We start from the raw sequence: 16434 nt of genomic DNA on the forward strand, positions 1-16434 counted from the left end.
TTATAGTGTTGCACCCATAGCGCAATTGGATAGAGTGTCTGACTACGAATCAGAAGGTTGTAGGTTCGACTCCTACTGGGTGCATATTCATCGGGAAGTAGCTCAGCTTGGTAGAGCACCTGGTTTGGGACCAGGGGGTCGCAGGTTCGAATCCTGTCTTCCCGATAGGTCTACAAATGCTTGTGATTAACTAAGCTTCATTGTTTAAATAGTTATTTTATGATATTTTCGGGAAATAGCTCAGCTTGGTAGAGCACTACGTTCGGGACGTAGGGGTCGCAAGTTCGAATCTTGTTTTCCCGATATTAAAAAAACTCGTAACGGAGATGACGTTGCGGGTTTTTTAATTATTTATTTGAATTTTAGCGTATGTTTATAATCAAACTTGTAGGTTAGAATTGTGGTTTGCAAAAAGGAATTTTATGATGTAATATAGTTAAACTAAACGATCAGAGCTGGATCTTTGCATTTCTAGATTTTTTACGTATAATAATAGTCAACATTAGTCAAAAAGTTTAGAGGATGAGATATATGCAAGGACAAAATATTTCTGATATTATTGAGGAATATCTAAAAAGAATCTTGGCTGATTCACATCAGATTGAGATCAAACGTTCTGAGATAGCACAACTGTTTAATTGTGTACCATCCCAAATCAATTATGTAATCAACACACGCTTTACTATTCAAAATGGTTATGTTGTTCGTAGTAAAAGAGGTGGAGGCGGCTATATTAGAATCGCAAAGGTCAACTTGATCAGTGATGCAGATGTAATGGATGACTTAATGGATGTGATTGATGATAATATTAGTTTTACTCAGGCATTTCGAATCATCCAGAGTTTGTTTGAAGATAGTGTTTTGACACAAAAAGAAGCAAATCTTATTTTGGCAGCGATCGATCAGAGGACCTTAGCGTTTGAAGACAAGAGAGTTGAAAATGCTGTTCGTGCTCGAATCTTGATCAGTATACTGAATCGTCTAAAGTATGACGATTAGGAAGTGAGGGATATATTATGGATAACTTATTTACGCCAAGTGCTAGGCAAGTTCTAGTATTAGCCCAAGAACAAGCTAAGTATTTTAGACACCAAGCTGTTGGAACGGAGCATCTACTGTTAGCGCTAACGCTTGAAACAAATGGAATAGCTAGCAAAGTATTGCAGCAGTTTATTGTGACTGAAACAGATATTCGTGAAGAGATAGAACGCCTGACAGGCTACGGAACATTAAAACGAAATGGTGCTAATAATTATTTGCCATATTCACCCAGAGCAAAGGAAATATTGTCAGTTGCGGGTGACGAAGCTAAAAGAACTAACTCTACAAAAATTGGAACAGAACATCTATTGTTGGCTCTGTTGAGAAACGATGATATTTTATCTTCTCGGATTCTTCGGAGTTTGAATGTCGATACTAGAAAAATGTATCAGACTATTATCCACAAGCTCGGTTTAAGTGAAGCACAAATTAAAAAATATGACAAAAAGGTGCCTAAGAAAAATGGGACACCTACATTAAACTCATTAGCACGAAACTTAAATATATTAGCTGAGGATAATAAGATTGACCCTGTTATAGGGAGAGAAAAAGAAGTTAAACGTATAATTCAGGTTCTCAGCCGTAGAACTAAAAATAATCCAGTTTTATTAGGAGAACCGGGTGTTGGAAAAACAGCTGTTGCGGAAGGCTTAGCGCAAAGTATTGTAACAGGCAATGTGCCCGAAAGTTTGCAAAAAAAGAGAGTCATGATGCTTGATATGGGATCATTAGTTGCAGGAACTAAGTATCGTGGTGAATTTGAAGATCGGGTTAAGAAAGTTATTGACGAAATTTATTCAGATGGTAATGTTATTCTCTTTATCGATGAATTGCATACACTTATCGGAGCTGGTGGAGCTGAGGGTGCAATAGATGCTTCAAATATTTTAAAACCAGCTTTGGCTCGAGGAGAGGTTCAAGTTATTGGGGCCACAACACTTGATGAATTTCAGAAATATATTGAGACTGATTCAGCACTTGAACGCCGTTTTGCAAAAATTATAGTTGAAGAGCCTTCACCTAAAGAAACTGTTCAAATTTTGAAGGGCCTTCGTCCAAAATATGAGGAACATCATCAGCTTGAAATTACTGACGAAGCTATTGAAACAGCCGTTCGTTTGAGCACAAGATATATTACTAACCGCTTTTTACCCGATAAAGCAATTGATTTAATGGATGAATCAGCTGCAAGAGTTAGGTTAGAGACTTCAGGACAAACTAAAAAAACTGCAGCTAAAAAAGCCTTACTGGAGGAGTTAGCAACACAAAAGATCGAAGCTCTCAGTTCTGAGAATTTCGAATTAGCTGCAGATGTTAGGCAAAAGGAATTGCGCACGAAGAAGCAATTGCAAAAACTGGAGGACAAAGAAGCTGCTGAAGAATCTGGCAAAACAAAATACGGAGTCAGTGTTACTGAAGAAAATGTGGCTGAAATTGTGTCTGAATGGACAGGAGTACCTTTAACTCAAATGAAGAAGTCGGAATCTGACCGTTTGGTTGGACTCGAGGGCGTTCTTCATAAACGAGTTATTGGGCAAGAAGAAGCTGTGTCAGCCGTGTCGCGAGCTATTCGTCGTGCACGCAGCGGGTTAAAAGATCCGGTTCGACCGATTGGTTCATTTATGTTCTTGGGACCAACTGGTGTGGGAAAGACTGAACTTGCGAAGGCTTTAGCTGAGGCTATGTTTGGGACTGAAGATTCGATTATTAGGATCGACATGAGCGAGTATATGGAGAAATATGCCACTAGTCGTTTGGTGGGTTCACCTCCGGGGTATGTCGGTTATGAAGAAGGAGGTCAGCTTACAGAGAAAGTACGGCAACATCCTTACTCTGTTGTTTTATTTGATGAAGTTGAAAAAGCTCATCCTGATGTTTTCAATATTCTTTTGCAAGTCTTAGATGATGGATATTTAACCGATTCAAAAGGACGTCGTGTTGATTTTCGAAACACTATTATCATTATGACATCAAACCTTGGAGCCACTGCTTTACGTGATGAAAAACAAGTTGGCTTCGGGAGCTCTAAAGCGTTAGATGATTTCAAGGCTATGTCTGCTAAGATACATGAAGCTTTGAAGAAAGCATTTAGACCTGAATTCCTTAACCGTATTGATGAAACAGTTATTTTCCATTCACTTACGGAGAAAGAATTGCATGCAATCGTTAAACTGATGGCCAAAGAAGTACTGGATCGCGTTCGAGAACAAAAAGTCGATATTAAAATTACACCTGCAGCAATTGATGTAGTTGCAAAAGTAGGCTTTGATCCTGAGTATGGTGCTCGACCGTTAAGACGAGCATTACAGACAGAGGTAGAGGATAGGCTGAGTGAGGCTTTAATCACCGGGCAAATTAAAGTTAATAGCAAAGTAACAATTGGAGCAAGCAAAGGAAAAATTAGTTTAAAAATACAAGATGATGACCAGAAAACAGCTGGTCAACTTGCCAAATAATTTGTAGCTGTGCTAAAAAATGGTAAGTAGTCAGGTATGTCAATTTAATAAATAGTATGAGATTAGTTCTAGGAATTTTAAAAAAGAGTTCCTAGAACTTTTTTAGCTTTTTTTAAACAATTTAAAATTGGAAACAAAATGCTAGAGTTTTTTTAATACTTGTTTGTTTCAATAAAATTTGTTCTACGTAGGATGCTGTACTTGACAGCCGCACCATTAATTGTTAAAATTTGTAATTGGAAAAAACTGTGAATTTTGTTAGCTGTGATATATTGTCCATAGCTAGCTTGATAAGAAGCAAAAATAGTGATGGTCGACAGACAGACATATACTGTTTTTGGTTTTTTTTTGCCAAAAAAACAGCAAAAATTAAATTGTAATCAAAATGTAATAATTTTTTGCTGCTTTAGGTGGATTCGCAGAAAAAATTTGAGAGGTGAACAATTTGGCAGGACATTTAGTAAAATACGGTAAACACCGTACACGTAGAAGTTATGCCCGGATCAAGGAAGTTTTGGAGTTACCAAACTTGATCGAAATTCAGACAAATTCCTACAAGTGGTTCTTAGACGAAGGTCTTCGTGAAATGTTCGAAGACATTATGCCAATTGAAGACTTTGCTGGTAATTTGTCACTTGAATTTGTCGACTATCAATTGTTAGAACCAAAATATACAGTCGATGAGGCAAGACAGCATGATGCAAATTATTCAGCTCCGCTTCATGTTACGTTGAATTTAATTAATCATGAGACTGGTGAAATTAAGTCGCAGGATGTCTTCTTTGGAGATTTTCCGTTAATGACTGAACAGGGAACATTCATTATAAATGGTGCAGAACGTGTAATTGTTTCTCAATTAGTCCGTTCACCAGGAGTTTATTATAGTGAAGAATTAGATAAAAATGGGCGTGAAAACTATGGAACTACAGTTATTCCTAACCGTGGTGCATGGCTTGAATATGAAACAGATGCGAAAAACATTGCCTATGTTCGAATTGACCGTACGCGTAAAATTCCACTTACAGAATTAGTTCGTGCTTTGGGTTATAGTTCAGATGATGAAATTATTAAAATGTTGGGATCTAATGATAGCTTAATGCTGACTTTGGAGAAGGATGTTCATAAAAACACTGAGGATTCGCGGGTTGCGGAATCTTTGAAGGATGTATATGAACGTTTGCGCCCAGGTGAGCCTAAAACGGCTGATAGTGCACGTAGTCTTTTAACAGCACGTTTCTTTGATCCAAAACGTTATGATTTTGCGCCTGTTGGACGTTACAAAGTTAACAAAAAATTAAACTTAAAAACACGTTTATTGAATAAAACTTTAGCAGAAACGCTGGCTGATCCAGAGACTGGTGAAATTATTGTTAAAAAAGATACTGTTATTGATAAGCATGTAATGGATAAGTTGGCTCCATACCTCGATCGTGAAGACTTTAAAACTGTAACCTTCCATCCTTCAGAAGAAGGTGTCGTTACAGACCCAATGACTTTACAGGTTATTAATGTTTATTCTGAAAAGGATCCTGAAAAAGTGGTCAAGATGATTGGCAATGGTCATATTGATTTGAAGTATAAGCATATCTTGCCGGCTGATATTATCGCTTCGATGAATTATTTCTTTAGCTTGCAAGAAGGCATTGGTTTTGCGGATGATATCGATCACTTGGGTAATAGACGTATTCGCTCTGTTGGTGAATTGCTTCAAAATCAATTCAGAATTGGCCTTTCAAGAATGGAACGTGTTGTTCGTGAAAGAATGTCTATTCAAGACACGTCAACAGTTACACCACAGCAATTAATTAATATTCGACCTGTCGTTGCTTCCATTAAAGAGTTCTTTGGTAGCTCACAGTTATCACAGTTCATGGATCAAACGAACCCATTAGGTGAGTTGACGCATAAGCGCCGTTTATCAGCTTTAGGACCGGGCGGTTTGACACGTGATCGTGCTGGATATGAAGTTCGTGATGTTCACTATACGCATTATGGTCGGATGTGTCCTATTGAGACTCCTGAAGGACCTAATATAGGTTTAATTAATAGTTTGTCATCTTACGCACGAATTAATAAATATGGATTTATCGAAACGCCATATCGTCGTGTCTCATGGACAACGCATAAGGTTACAGAGAAAATCGATTATTTAACTGCGGACGAGGAAGATAACTATGTTATTGCTCAAGCTAACTCACCACTAAATGATGATGGTTCGTTTGTAGATGACATTGTTATGGCTCGTGCTAAGAGTGAAAACATCGAAATTTCGATAGATAAAGTTGATTACATGGATGTTTCGCCTAAGCAAGTAGTTGCAGTTGCGACAGCATGTATTCCTTTCTTGGAAAATGATGATTCTAATCGTGCTTTGATGGGGGCCAACATGCAGCGCCAAGCTGTTCCACTGCTTGATCCGCATGCACCTTTAGTAGGAACCGGTATAGAATACAAAGCGGCACACGATTCGGGTGTTGCACTGATCTGTAAAAATGAAGGAACAGTTGAATACGTTGATGCACGCGAAGTTCGTGTCCGACGCGAGGACGGTTCACTTGATAAGTACAAGCTAATGAAATTCCGTCGTTCAAATGGTGGTAAGAACTATAATCAACGTCCGATTGTTCGTGTGGGCGATCATGTTGATGCTGATGAGGTCTTGGCTGATGGACCATCAATGGAAAACGGAGAATTGGCTTTAGGTCAAAACCCGTTAATTGCTTTCATGACATGGGATGGATACAATTTCGAAGATGCGATTGCGATTAATGAACGTCTTGTTAAGGAAGATGTTTATACTTCTATTCATATTGAAGAACATGAATCAGAAGCACGAGATACTAAGCTCGGACCGGAAGAAATGACGCGTGAAATACCCAATGTTGGTGAAGATGCACTGAAAGATCTTGATGAATTTGGGATTGTCCGTATTGGAGCAGAAGTTCATGATGGCGATATCTTAGTTGGTAAAGTAACTCCTAAAGGGGTAACTGAGCTATCTGCTGAGGAACGTTTACTGCACGCTATTTTCGGAGAAAAAGCCCGCGAAGTAAGAGACACTTCTTTGCGTGTTCCTCATGGTGGCGGCGGTATTGTGCAGGATGTTAAAATCTTTACACGTGAAGCTGGCGATGAGTTATCACCAGGTGTAAATATGATGGTCCGTGTCTACATTGCACAAAAACGTAAGATTCAAGTTGGAGATAAAATGGCTGGTCGTCATGGTAATAAAGGAACTGTTTCAATCGTTATTCCTGAAGAAGATATGCCATATATGCCAGATGGTACACCAATCGATATCATGCTGAGCCCAATGGGTGTTCCTTCACGTATGAATATTGGACAAGTGCTTGAACTTCATTTGGGAATTGCGGCACGTAAATTAGGAATTCATGTTGCTTCACCGGTTTTCGATGGTGCACGTGATGAAGATATTTGGGAAGCATTAAAAGAAGCTGGTATTTCAAGTGATGGTAAGACGGTTGTATATGATGGTCGAACTGGTGAACCGTTTGATAATCGTATTTCAGTTGGTGTTATGTATTATCTGAAACTTGCACATATGGTTGATGATAAGATCCATGCACGTTCAATTGGACCATACTCACTTGTTACACAACAACCCCTTGGTGGTAAAGCACAATTTGGTGGTCAAAGATTTGGTGAGATGGAAGTTTGGGCCCTTGAGGCTTATGGTGCGGCATATACGTTGCAGGAAATAATGACTTATAAGTCTGATGATGTTGTTGGACGTGTTAAGACTTATGAAGCAATTGTAAAAGGCGAACCAATTCCGAAACCAGGTGTTCCTGAATCATTCCGCGTTTTGGTCAAAGAATTACAGTCATTAGGATTGGACATGAAGGTTCTTGATTCTGAGAAGCAAGAGATTGAACTCAGAGATATGGATGATGATGATGATGATGTTGTGAACGTGGATGCTTTGAGCAAGCTCGCTAAAGAACAAGCAGAGAAAAAAGCCAAAGAACAAGCTGAAAATTCAGAAAAAGCTGAGACTAAAACAGAAAAATAAGGCGAAATTTGGGACAGCACTAAGAAAATTTAGTGTTTAGAAATCAACTAAAGAAAAGGAGGTCGGTCTCTTGATCGATGTCAATAAATTCGATAGCATGCAGATTGGCTTAGCTTCTTCTGATAAGATCCGTAGTTGGTCTTATGGAGAAGTAAAGAAACCAGAAACAATCAACTATCGTACGTTGAAGCCTGAAAAAGATGGTTTGTTCGACGAAAGAATATTTGGACCTACTAAAGATTGGGAATGTGCTTGCGGTAAATATAAACGTATTCGTTACAAAGGTATTGTTTGTGATCGCTGCGGAGTTGAAGTTACTCGAGCAAAAGTACGACGTGAAAGAATGGCCCATATCGAACTTGCAGCACCTGTAACACACATTTGGTATTTTAAAGGTATTCCTAGTCGAATGGGTCTTGTACTCGATATGAGTCCACGGGCCCTTGAGGAGATTATCTATTTTGCCTCATATGTGGTAACTGAACCTGGCAATACTCCTCTAGAGAAGAAACAGTTATTAACTGAACGCGAATATCGCGAAAAACGTGAGCAGTATGGACAAGAGTTCAAAGCTGGTATGGGCGCTGAAGCTATTAGAAGTCTGTTGCGCGATGTTGAACTTGAAAATGAATGTAATGAATTAAAGGAAGAATTGAAAGAAGCTACTGGTCAAAAACGGACTCGTGCCGTTAGACGATTAGACATTCTCGAATCATTCTTGAAATCTGGAAATGATCCTGCATGGATGGTCATGGATGCCATTCCTGTTATTCCGCCGGACTTGCGCCCAATGGTCCAATTAGAAGGTGGACGTTTTGCAACGTCCGATTTAAATGACCTTTACCGTCGTGTAATCAACCGAAACAACCGCTTGAAACGATTGCTTGATTTGAATGCGCCTGGCATTATTGTTCAAAATGAAAAGAGAATGTTGCAAGAAGCAGTTGATGCATTGATTGATAATGGTCGCCGTGGTCGTCCAGTTACTGGACCAGGAAATCGTCCACTCAAATCATTATCGCATATGCTTAAAGGTAAGCAGGGACGTTTCCGTCAAAACTTACTTGGCAAACGTGTTGATTATTCAGGACGTTCAGTTATCGATGTTGGTCCTAAGTTAAAAATGAATCAGATGGGTATTCCACATGAAATGGCGCTTGAATTATTCAAACCCTTCATGATGAAAGAACTTGTGAAGCGTGAAATGGCTTCTAACATTAAAAATGCTAAGCGTAAAATTGATCGTCGCGATGAAGATATCTGGGATGTTTTGGAAGATGTCATCAAGGAACATCCTGTTCTCCTTAACCGCGCCCCTACACTGCATCGTTTGGGAATCCAAGCATTTGAACCTAAATTGGTTAATGGTAAGTCAATGAGACTACATCCATTAGCTTGTGAAGCTTACAATGCCGATTTTGATGGTGACCAAATGGCAATACATGTTCCTTTATCAGATGAAGCCCAAGCTGAAGCACGTTTGTTGATGTTGGCAGCACATCATATTTTGGCTCCAAAAGATGGTAAACCAATTGTTACACCATCACAAGATATGGTTATTGGAAACTACTATTTGACGATTGAAGAGTCGAACCGCGAAGGCGAAGGTATGGTCTTCAAGGATGTTAATGAAGTGCGAACAGCTTATTTGAACAATTATGTTCATTTGCATACACGTATCGGTTTGCAGACTGCAACTTTATCAGCTGCAGGAAAACCTTTTACAGATTGGCAAAAAGAACGAATCATGATAACAACTGCAGGAAAAGCAATTTTTAATGAGATTTTGCCTGCTGATTTTCCATATTTGAATGAACCTACTTCTGAAAATTTGACGGAGAAAACCCCTGATAAATATTTCATTGAACCGGGAACCGACATTCATCAGTTCTTGAAAGACCATGAACTCATTGGGCCATTCAAAGCCGGCTTCTTGAGTGATATCGTTGCAGAAGTTTATAAGAAATTCAAAGTTACTGAAACTTCTAAGTTGTTGGATAGACTGAAAGATTTAGGGTATTATGAGTCAACTAAATCAGGTTTAACAGTTGGAATTTCTGACATTACAGATCTGAAAGAAAAGAAGGGCATTATTGAAGCTGCTCACAAGGAAGTCAATAATGTAGCTAAACAGTTCCGGCGTGGTTTAATAACCGAAGATGAACGTTATGAACGAGTTATTGCTATTTGGAATAATGCTAAAGATGAAATCCAGGAAAAGCTAATTCAGAACATGGATCCAGAAAATCCTATTCAGATGATGTCAGATTCTGGGGCTCGTGGAAATATTTCAAACTTTACTCAGTTGGCCGGAATGCGTGGCTTAATGGCTGCTCCTAATGGTAAAACAATGGAATTGCCAATTGTTGCTAATTTCCGTGAAGGTTTGTCTGTTATGGAAATGTTTATTTCTACTCACGGTGCGCGTAAGGGAATGACAGATACGGCTTTGAAAACTGCTGATTCAGGATATTTAACACGTCGTTTAGTAGATGTTGCTCAAGACGTTATCATTCGTGAAAAAGATTGTGGAACTGATCGTGGACTTGATGTAACTGCTATTCGTGAGGGCAATGAACTGATCGAACCATTGTTTGACCGAGTACTGGGTCGTTACGCAATGAAAACAGTCAAGAATCCTAAAACAGGTGAAGTTATTGTTCCTGCAAATGAATTGATTGATGAAAATATGGCCCAGACTATTGTTAAAGCAGGAATCGAAAAAGTTACTATTCGTTCTGCCTTTACCTGCAATACTAAGCATGGTGTCTGTGAACGTTGTTATGGTCGTAATATGGCTACTGGAGATGAGGTCGAGGTTGGTGAAGCAGTCGGAACTGTTGCTGCGCAATCAATTGGTGAACCTGGTACACAGTTAACAATGCGGACTTTCCATACTGGTGGTGTTGCTGGAGACGATATTACACAAGGACTTCCTCGTGTTCAAGAAATTTTTGAAGCACGTAATCCTAAGGGTCGTGCAGAAATTTCTGAAGTTACAGGGGTTGTGGAAAGTATCGAAGAAAATCCTGCAGAACGCACAAAAGAGGTTACTGTTAAGGGTGAAACCGATACGCGAACCTATAGTTTGCCGTTTACTTCTGTGCTTAAAGTTGCTGAAGGAGACTCCATCCATCGTGGTGAAGCCTTAACGGTCGGCTCAGTTGATCCAAAGCAATTAATCAAAGTTCGAGATGTTCTTTCTACTGAAAACTATATCTTGCGCGAAGTACAAAAGGTATATCGTATGCAAGGTGTTGAAATCTCTGATAAGCATATCGAAGTTATGGCTCGTCAAATGCTGCGTAAAGTGCGTGTTATGGATCCGGGTGATACAGAGCTTCTTCCAGGTACTTTGATGGATATTAATGATTTTAGGGATCAAAACTATCAAACTCTGATTAAGGGAAGCATACCTGCCACAGCTCGTCCTGTCTTGCTTGGGATAACGAAGGCTTCACTTGAAACGAACAGTTTCTTGTCAGCTGCTTCCTTCCAAGAAACAACGCGTGTCTTGACAGATGCTGCTATTCGTGGAAAGAATGATCCGTTGATTGGTTTGAAAGAGAATGTTATCATTGGTAAAATTATTCCAGCTGGAACAGGTATGCCCGATTATCGCGGTATTAAGCCTAAAGAAGTTGGAGCTGTTTCTGAAAATGTTTATTCAATTTCTGACTTAGAAAAAAAGTTAAAAGCAGAAGAAAAACAGCCACAGAATGATAACAAATAATTTAGTAGTATTTGCTAGAATATAGATAAAGAGCACATTAATGTGAAGATTAAGACCTACGCCAAAGCTTATGTTTGGTGTAGGTCTTTTTTGAGTCTGGGTCAAAAATTAAATTTTTATTTAGTTTTATTATTGATTTCGTATGAACATGATCCATGTTGCAAAATGTTCTTTCCAATTTCACAGTGTTCATGGCTAAGGAATAGACTGTACTAAAAATTTGACATTAGCACTCAAGTTTACCGACTCATGACACACTTTTTTACATGAACAATAGGCAGTTATTTGAATGAAGATCATTTTGGTTTGGATGTATAGATATATTCAAAAATTGAAGAAAGTCAAACTCAACAAGTAAAAGTTTTTTGCCACAATAAAAGTAGGAATAAACCAAATGATAAAAACGGAATAAAAGCAATTTTTCTTCTATTTGTAACTAATTGATAAATTACGGCACAAGATGAACCAATCATTATGATGTATAGCGTGGTATAAAAACCTAAAATTAAAAAAAGAAACCCCAGATAAATAACATCTCCCAAGCCTAAAAAATTAAAGTAAGTGAAAATACTAAGAGTGATGATAAAGAAGAAAATTAAATTTAAATCACCCCAAAAATTTCGAAATTCAGAGGAGGGTTCAAGCAAAAATAAACTTCCGCCAAACCAAAGGAGAAAATTTGAAACAGTTAAACTGTAGAAGTCCTGGAGCGCAAGAATGAGTGACCAAAGTGACAGTAAGGAAATGAAGATGAAATTTGCAGTATCGGCGGTTAAAACAAATAAACACAGAAAGTAGCAACCTCCCAAAAATTCAATTGCAAAGCTAACTGCGGAAATTTTTGAATGACAGAAAAAACAGCGGCCGCCTTGAATTAAAAAACCTAAAATTGGTATTAAGTGGATATTTTTAAGTGTAACGTGACACTTTTCGCAAAAAGAACGAGAACTAAAGGAATAAGAATTCGCAAAACGCCAACCATGACAAACAGCAAAAGAGCTGAATACCGTACCAGAGATAAAGATCAAACAATAGATTAGAAGCATTTTAATAAGATCATTCCTTTCTAGTAGATAAAATACGGTAAAAACTAAAATATAACGCTATTTTTTAATAATTTATTGACAGTTTCATTCGTAACGTGGTAATCTGTAAAAGGTGCTTTATGTGGACAGTTTCTCCCATGATGGAATGGGACATGCTGACTGTGTTGCGGTGGCATACAATTTGTTGTGCATTTAGGTGCTATTTTTTTGTTAAAAAATGAATCGCCTGGATGTGTGTACTTAAGTCATGTAAATTAAGGAAGGAGGAAGCTTTAGATGCCAACAATTAATCAATTGATCCGTAAAGGGCGTAAATCTAAAGGTTCAAAATCTGATTCCCCAGCTTTAAACTTTGGGTATAACAGTTATAAGAGAGTGCAGACTAATAATCCTGCACCACAAAAACGTGGAGTGGCAACTCGTGTCGGGACAATGACACCTAAAAAGCCTAACTCTGCTTTACGTAAGTATGCTCGTGTTCGTCTTTCAAACTTGATCGAGGTCACAGCATATATTCCAGGAATCGGACATAACTTGCAAGAGCATAGTGTTGTTTTGATTCGTGGAGGTCGTGTAAAAGATCTTCCTGGTGTTCGTTATCATATCGTGCGTGGTGCACTTGATACTGCCGGTGTTACAGATCGTAGGAAGAGTCGTTCTAAGTATGGTACAAAGAGACCTAAGAAATAATTGTAAAGTATTTGAGGAGGTTATTTAGATGCCAAGAAAAGGTGCTATTTCAAAGCGCGAAGTGCTCCCTGATCCAATTTATAATTCTAAATTGGTAACTCGTTTGATTAATCGTATCATGATTGATGGCAAACGTGGGACTGCATCGAAGTTATTATATGAAGCATTTGATCAAATAAAAAAAGAGACAGGTAACGAACCATTAGATGTGTTCGAAGAAGCATTGAAGAATGTCATGCCTGTACTTGAAGTAAAGGCACGCCGTGTTGGTGGTTCTAATTATCAGGTTCCTATCGAAGTACGCCCAGAACGTCGTACAACCTTAGGTTTGAGATGGTTAGTTAACTATTCACGTTTACGTGGCGAACACACAATGCCAGAGCGTTTAGCTAAAGAAATTATTGATGCATCTAACAATACTGGTGCTTCAGTGAAGAAACGTGAAGATACGCATAAAATGGCTGATGCCAACCGTGCATTTGCACATTATCGCTGGTAATTTTTTGAAAATGGCTATTATATGATTTCAAGAAATCCTATAGTAGTCATTTTTTGAGTGAAAACACAGTTTTTAAAGATATTAAGTAGGTTTGGAAGGAGATAAAATCTCAGATGGCTAATAAACGTGAATTTCCGCTAGACAGAACACGTAATATCGGAATCGTTGCGCATATTGATGCAGGTAAAACAACGACAACTGAACGTATCTTGTATTATACCGGAAAAATCCACAAAATTGGTGAAACCCATGAAGGTGCTTCACAAATGGATTGGATGGCGCAAGAACAAGAACGTGGTATTACAATTACTTCTGCCGCAACAACGGCTCAATGGAAAGATCATCGTATCAATATTATTGATACTCCAGGACACGTTGACTTTACAGTAGAAGTTGAGCGTTCGTTGCGTGTTCTTGATGGGGCAGTGGTTGTGCTTGATGCTCAATCAGGTGTTGAACCACAAACTGAAAATGTTTGGCGTCAAGCTACAACATATTCGGTACCGCGTATTGTTTTTGTAAATAAGATGGATAAAATTGGAGCTAACTTTGATTATTCAGTAAGTACGATCAAGGATCGTCTTCAAGCAAATGCTGTTGCTATCCAAATGCCTATCGGAGCAGAGGATAACTTTGAAGGTGTTATTGATTTAATTGAAATGAAAGCTGATATTTACGATGAAGATGAACTTGGTTCAAAGTGGGATACAGTTGACATTCCAGATGAATATAAAGAAGAAGCTCAAAAACGTCGTGAAGCAATGATTGAATCTATTGCTGATGTTGATGAAGGCCTTATGGAAAAGTATCTTGAAGGTGAAGAGATTTCAAATGATGAGATCAAAGCTGCTATCCGTAAAGCAACACTGAACTTGGACTTATATCCTGTTCTTGCCGGATCAGCATTTAAAAATAAGGGTGTTCAAATGATGCTTGATGCAGTTAATGACTATCTGCCATCACCATTGGATGTTAAACCTTATAAAGCAACTGATCCTGACACAGATGAAGAAGTTGAATTAGTTGCAGGTGATGACAAACCTTTTGCTGGTTTGGCTTTCAAGATCGCAACCGATCCTTTTGTTGGTCGTCTTACTTTCTTCCGTGTTTACGCTGGTACACTTGAAGCTGGTTCATATGTTTTGAATGCAACTAAGGACAAACGTGAACGTGTTGGTCGTTTGCTGCAGATGCACTCAAATCATCGTAAGGAAATTCCTGAAGTTTTCGCAGGTGATATAGCTGCTGCTATTGGCTTGAAAGACACTACAACAGGAGATTCACTGACTGATATCAAGCATCCATTGATTCTTGAATCAATGGAATTCCCTGATCCAGTTATCCAAGTTTCAATTGAACCGAATACAAAAGCAGATCAAGATAAGATGGATGTTGCTTTGCAAAAACTTGCCGAGGAAGATCCTACTTTTAAAGCTGAAACTAATCCTGAGACTGGTGAAACACTTATTGCCGGAATGGGAGAATTGCATTTGGATATTATCGTTGATCGTATGAAACGTGAATTCAAGGTTGAAGCTAAGGTAGGCGCACCTCAAGTTGCATATCGCGAGACCTTTACAAAACAAGTATCTGCACAAGGTAAGTTTGTTCGTCAGTCTGGTGGTAAAGGGCAATACGGTGATGTTTGGGTTGAATTTACACCTAATGATGAAGGCGCAGGCTTTGAATTTGAAAACGCCATTGTTGGTGGTGTTGTTCCTCGTGAATATATTCCATCTGTTGAACAAGGTTTGAAAGAATCGATGAAAAACGGTGTCTTAGCAGGTTATCCATTAATCGATGTTAAAGCTAAGCTGTATGATGGAAGTTATCATGATGTCGATTCAAGTGAAGCTGCCTTTAAAGTTGCTGCTTCTCTTTCATTGCGGAACGCTTCTAAAAAAGCTGGTGCAGTTATCCTTGAACCAATTATGAAGGTTGAAATTGTTGCTCCAGAAGATTACTTAGGCGATGTAATGGGACATGTCACAGCTCGTCGTGGACGTGTTGAAGGGATGGAAGCTCGCGGAAATGCACAAGTTGTAAATGCATTTGTACCGCTTGCAGAAATGTTTGGATATGCAACTACATTACGTTCTGCAACTCAGGGTCGCGGAACGTTCACAATGACAATGGATCATTACGAACCAGTTCCAAAGTCTATCCAAGAAGAAATTATTAAGAAAAATGGCGGCGACGCTAAATAGAACAAAAAAGAGGCCTATCAAGGTCTCTTTTTTTATTCTTTAAACCAACTTGGCTCCAAGACAGTTTTTAAAATGTTTGAGAGCCCATTGATGTCCGATGGGATCGAAACTAGCTGTTGCGTCTTGATGTATATATAAATTAAAATTTTTGTTATAAGCATCAACGGCTGTATGAAGAACACAGATATCTGTGCAAACGCCAGTTAAATGAATATCTGTAATTTTTCGACTGCGTAGATAGTTCTCTAGATTTGTGTTAGCAAAAGAAGAATAGCGATTTTTATCAAAAAAGTATACGTTTTTAAGAGAATGATTCTTCTTATACCAGTCGCTCAATTTTCCGTAAAATGCATGTCCCCAAGTCTGTGCGATATTATGAGGAGGGAATAGTCTTGTTTCAGGATGAAAGGGATCATTGGCTTCATGACAATCTGTTGGTAAAATAACATAATCATTATTAGCTAAAAATGAATCGGCTAATGAAAGAATAGTATCTTCGATTTTTTGACCGGGTTTTCCACAAGTTAATGCTCCTTTATCATGAACGAAATCATTAGTATAGTCGATAATTAAAAGTGCTTTTTTGGGCATCTTGAAAGCCTCCTATATCTATAGTTAAACAAATCATATAACAAATAATAGAAAAAAAACAGTTCTTCAAAAAAAACTTGCGATCGACGAAAAAAAAGGGTATTATGGATAAGTACTTGTTTTTAGGGACAAGTGCGC

The 16434-nt window shown here is 38.4% G+C and carries 9 protein-coding genes and 3 tRNA genes; 10 read left to right on the top strand and 2 right to left on the bottom strand.

The window, feature by feature from the left end; all coding sequences use genetic code 11:
• Nucleotides 1–10: 10 nt before the first annotated feature.
• The 7 genes from FD20_RS08830 (at nucleotide 11) to rpoC (ending at nucleotide 11263) form a co-directional block, all read left to right on the top strand.
• A tRNA-Arg gene (locus tag FD20_RS08830) sits at nucleotides 11–84 on the top strand.
• Between the two features lie 7 nt (nucleotides 85–91).
• Nucleotides 92–165 (top strand) — tRNA-Pro (locus FD20_RS08835).
• Between the two features lie 64 nt (nucleotides 166–229).
• Nucleotides 230–303 (top strand) — tRNA-Pro (locus FD20_RS08840).
• 228 nt (nucleotides 304–531) lie between these two features.
• Complete coding sequence (locus FD20_RS08845) at nucleotides 532–999, top strand: CtsR family transcriptional regulator (protein ID WP_057737808.1); 468 nt, start codon at nucleotides 532–534, stop codon at nucleotides 997–999.
• 17 nt (nucleotides 1000–1016) lie between these two features.
• Nucleotides 1017–3497: an ATP-dependent Clp protease ATP-binding subunit gene (locus FD20_RS08850; protein WP_057737810.1), complete on the top strand. Its 2481-nt coding sequence runs from the start codon at nucleotides 1017–1019 to the stop codon at nucleotides 3495–3497.
• A 436-nt stretch (nucleotides 3498–3933) separates the two neighbouring features.
• Nucleotides 3934–7530, top strand: a complete 3597-nt coding sequence (gene rpoB, locus FD20_RS08855; protein WP_157060887.1) for a DNA-directed RNA polymerase subunit beta — start codon at nucleotides 3934–3936, stop codon at nucleotides 7528–7530.
• Nucleotides 7531–7600: 70 nt separating this feature from the next.
• Nucleotides 7601–11263, top strand: coding sequence for a DNA-directed RNA polymerase subunit beta' (gene rpoC, locus FD20_RS08860; protein WP_057737814.1), 3663 nt, complete (start codon nucleotides 7601–7603; stop codon nucleotides 11261–11263).
• Nucleotides 11264–11610: 347 nt separating this feature from the next.
• Here rpoC and FD20_RS08865 read toward each other — a convergent pair whose 3' ends face one another.
• On the bottom strand, nucleotides 11611–12291 hold the full coding sequence (locus tag FD20_RS08865; protein WP_162255637.1) for a prepilin peptidase: 681 nt from the start codon (nucleotides 12289–12291) through the stop codon (nucleotides 11611–11613).
• A gap of 294 nt (nucleotides 12292–12585) precedes the next feature.
• On the opposite strand from FD20_RS08865, the gene rpsL reads away from it, so the two are divergent.
• The 3 genes from rpsL (at nucleotide 12586) to fusA (ending at nucleotide 15705) form a co-directional block, all read left to right on the top strand.
• The gene (gene rpsL, locus FD20_RS08870) at nucleotides 12586–12999 is read left to right on the top strand and encodes a 30S ribosomal protein S12 (protein WP_057737818.1); all 414 of its coding nucleotides are present in this window, start codon (nucleotides 12586–12588) and stop codon (nucleotides 12997–12999) included.
• 28 nt (nucleotides 13000–13027) lie between these two features.
• Entirely contained in the window at nucleotides 13028–13498 is a 471-nt protein-coding gene (gene rpsG / locus FD20_RS08875; RefSeq protein WP_057737820.1) for a 30S ribosomal protein S7, read from the top strand.
• Between the two features lie 113 nt (nucleotides 13499–13611).
• On the top strand, nucleotides 13612–15705 hold the full coding sequence (fusA, locus tag FD20_RS08880; RefSeq protein WP_057737822.1) for an elongation factor G: 2094 nt from the start codon (nucleotides 13612–13614) through the stop codon (nucleotides 15703–15705).
• 39 nt (nucleotides 15706–15744) lie between these two features.
• Here the strand turns inward: fusA and FD20_RS08885 are convergent, their stop codons facing one another.
• Nucleotides 15745–16296, bottom strand: a complete 552-nt coding sequence (locus FD20_RS08885; protein WP_057737824.1) for a cysteine hydrolase family protein — start codon at nucleotides 16294–16296, stop codon at nucleotides 15745–15747.
• Between the last annotated feature and the right edge of the window lie 138 nt (nucleotides 16297–16434).

It is taken from the genome of Liquorilactobacillus uvarum DSM 19971 (assembly GCF_001434935.1).
Lineage (GTDB): Bacteria > Bacillota > Bacilli > Lactobacillales > Lactobacillaceae > Liquorilactobacillus > Liquorilactobacillus uvarum.